2 protein-coding genes are annotated in these 1,497 nt (G+C 65.3%); one reads left to right on the top strand and one right to left on the bottom strand.

Going from position 1 to position 1,497, the window contains the following annotated elements:
* Positions 1 to 128: 128 nt before the first annotated feature.
* Positions 129 to 563: a hypothetical protein gene (locus CWO89_RS44120; RefSeq protein WP_130584373.1), complete on the top strand. Its 435-nt coding sequence runs from the start codon at positions 129 to 131 to the stop codon at positions 561 to 563.
* An 89-nt stretch (positions 564 to 652) separates the two neighbouring features.
* On the opposite strand, the gene rlmB is transcribed toward CWO89_RS44120, so the two are convergent.
* Positions 653 to 1,477: a 23S rRNA (guanosine(2251)-2'-O)-methyltransferase RlmB gene (gene rlmB / locus CWO89_RS44115; protein WP_130584372.1), complete on the bottom strand. Its 825-nt coding sequence runs from the start codon at positions 1,475 to 1,477 to the stop codon at positions 653 to 655.
* Positions 1,478 to 1,497 lie beyond the last annotated feature (20 nt).

The following is a 1,497-nucleotide window of genomic DNA, read 5'->3' as shown; positions in this document are numbered from 1 at the left end:
GCTAGAGCATGGTCGGGAAAAGTGGAAACCGGTTTTCCCTCGCGACAAACGCAAAGCGTTTGCGCGGAGATCATGCCCAAACAAAGAGATGAGCCAACAAGAACACACCAACAGGAGAGAGTAGAGTAATGCGTCACATAATTTCAGGAATGGTCGCGGCAGTCGCGGTCATGGCTGCGGCACCCGCAATGGCGTGCGGGTACGGCTCGTGCTCGCCGTGCGGCTCTTATGGTTATTATGCCAGCCCCTGCGCGCCGCCGGTCTACGCCGCGCCGGTCTATTCCGCGCCGGTCGTCAGCTACAACTACACCTCTGGCTGCGGCGGCTGTGGCCCTGGCTACGGCTGGGTCACCCAGCGGCTCCCGGATCCAGAGCAGCAATACTACTATGTCAACCAGGGGCCGACCTATACCGGCCCGGGCAACTGGGCGCCGGTCCCGACCTATCGCGAGGGTGGGGTCTCGTACTATCGTCCGTTGCGTCCGCGCTACTATCGTTCGCACTATCGCTACGGCCACTCGCAATATTATCACGGCCAGCGCGTGCTGCGCCGCTACTACTGACCTGACAGGCGCTTCCTGGGATTGGTGCCCGTTCGCATCGCGCGAGCGGGCGCTTTCATTCGCGTCGAGCTCCTTCGCTCGAAAACGCTCTACATCAGGCCGAGCCGGCTTGCGCCGATATAGAGCGCGAGCACTGCGGCGTTCGAGACGTTGAGGCTCTTGATCTCGCCGGGCATGTCGAGCCGCGCCACCACGCTGCAGGTCTCCCGCGTCAGTTGTCTTAATCCCTTGCCTTCGGCGCCGAGCACCAGCGCGAGCGGCTGCCGTAGCGCGGCCTGACTGAGATCCTCGCTCCCCTGACTGTCGAGGCCGACGGTCAGGAAGCCGCGCTCGTTCAAGGCGGTCAGCGTGCGGGCGAGATTCTGCACGGTGATGAGCGGCACCAGCTCCAGCGCGCCGGAGGCCGATTTCGCGAGCACGCCGGTCGCCTCGGGGCTGTGGCGGGCGGTGGTGACGATCGCCTTCACCGCGAAGGCCGCGGCCGAGCGCAGGATGGCGCCGACATTGTGCGGATCGGTGATCTGGTCGAGCACCAGCACGATGCCCTCGGGCTCGAGCGTATCGATATCAGGCGAGGGCAGGGGATCGGCCTCCACCAGCAGCCCCTGATGCACGGCATCCGGTCCCAGACGCTGGTCGATCGTGCTGGGGCGGACGAGCTCCGGGGGCACGCGGGTGTCGATGCCTTCTTCGGCGAGCCGTCGGGCCGCATTCTCGGTTACGAACAGCTTGCGGATCCGGCGCTCCGGATTGGCCAGCGCCAGCGAAACCGTATGCCAGCCGTAGAGAATCACCGGGCCGTCGGCATCCGAATCGCGGCTGCGCCAAACCGGCCGCCCGGCCGATTTTCGCCCTTTTTCGAACGGTTTAGCCCCGCCGCGGCGGAATGGGGGCTTGCGGTCACGATCGCTCATCACGGGCCTTGTCTCACGGG

Origin of the sequence: Bradyrhizobium sp. Leo170 (genome assembly GCF_004296405.1) — a bacterium.
In the GTDB taxonomy this organism is placed as follows: Bacteria; Pseudomonadota; Alphaproteobacteria; order Rhizobiales; family Xanthobacteraceae; genus Bradyrhizobium.
Note: the sequence above shows the minus strand (reverse complement) of the source record. Positions and strands in the feature narration are given on the sequence as shown.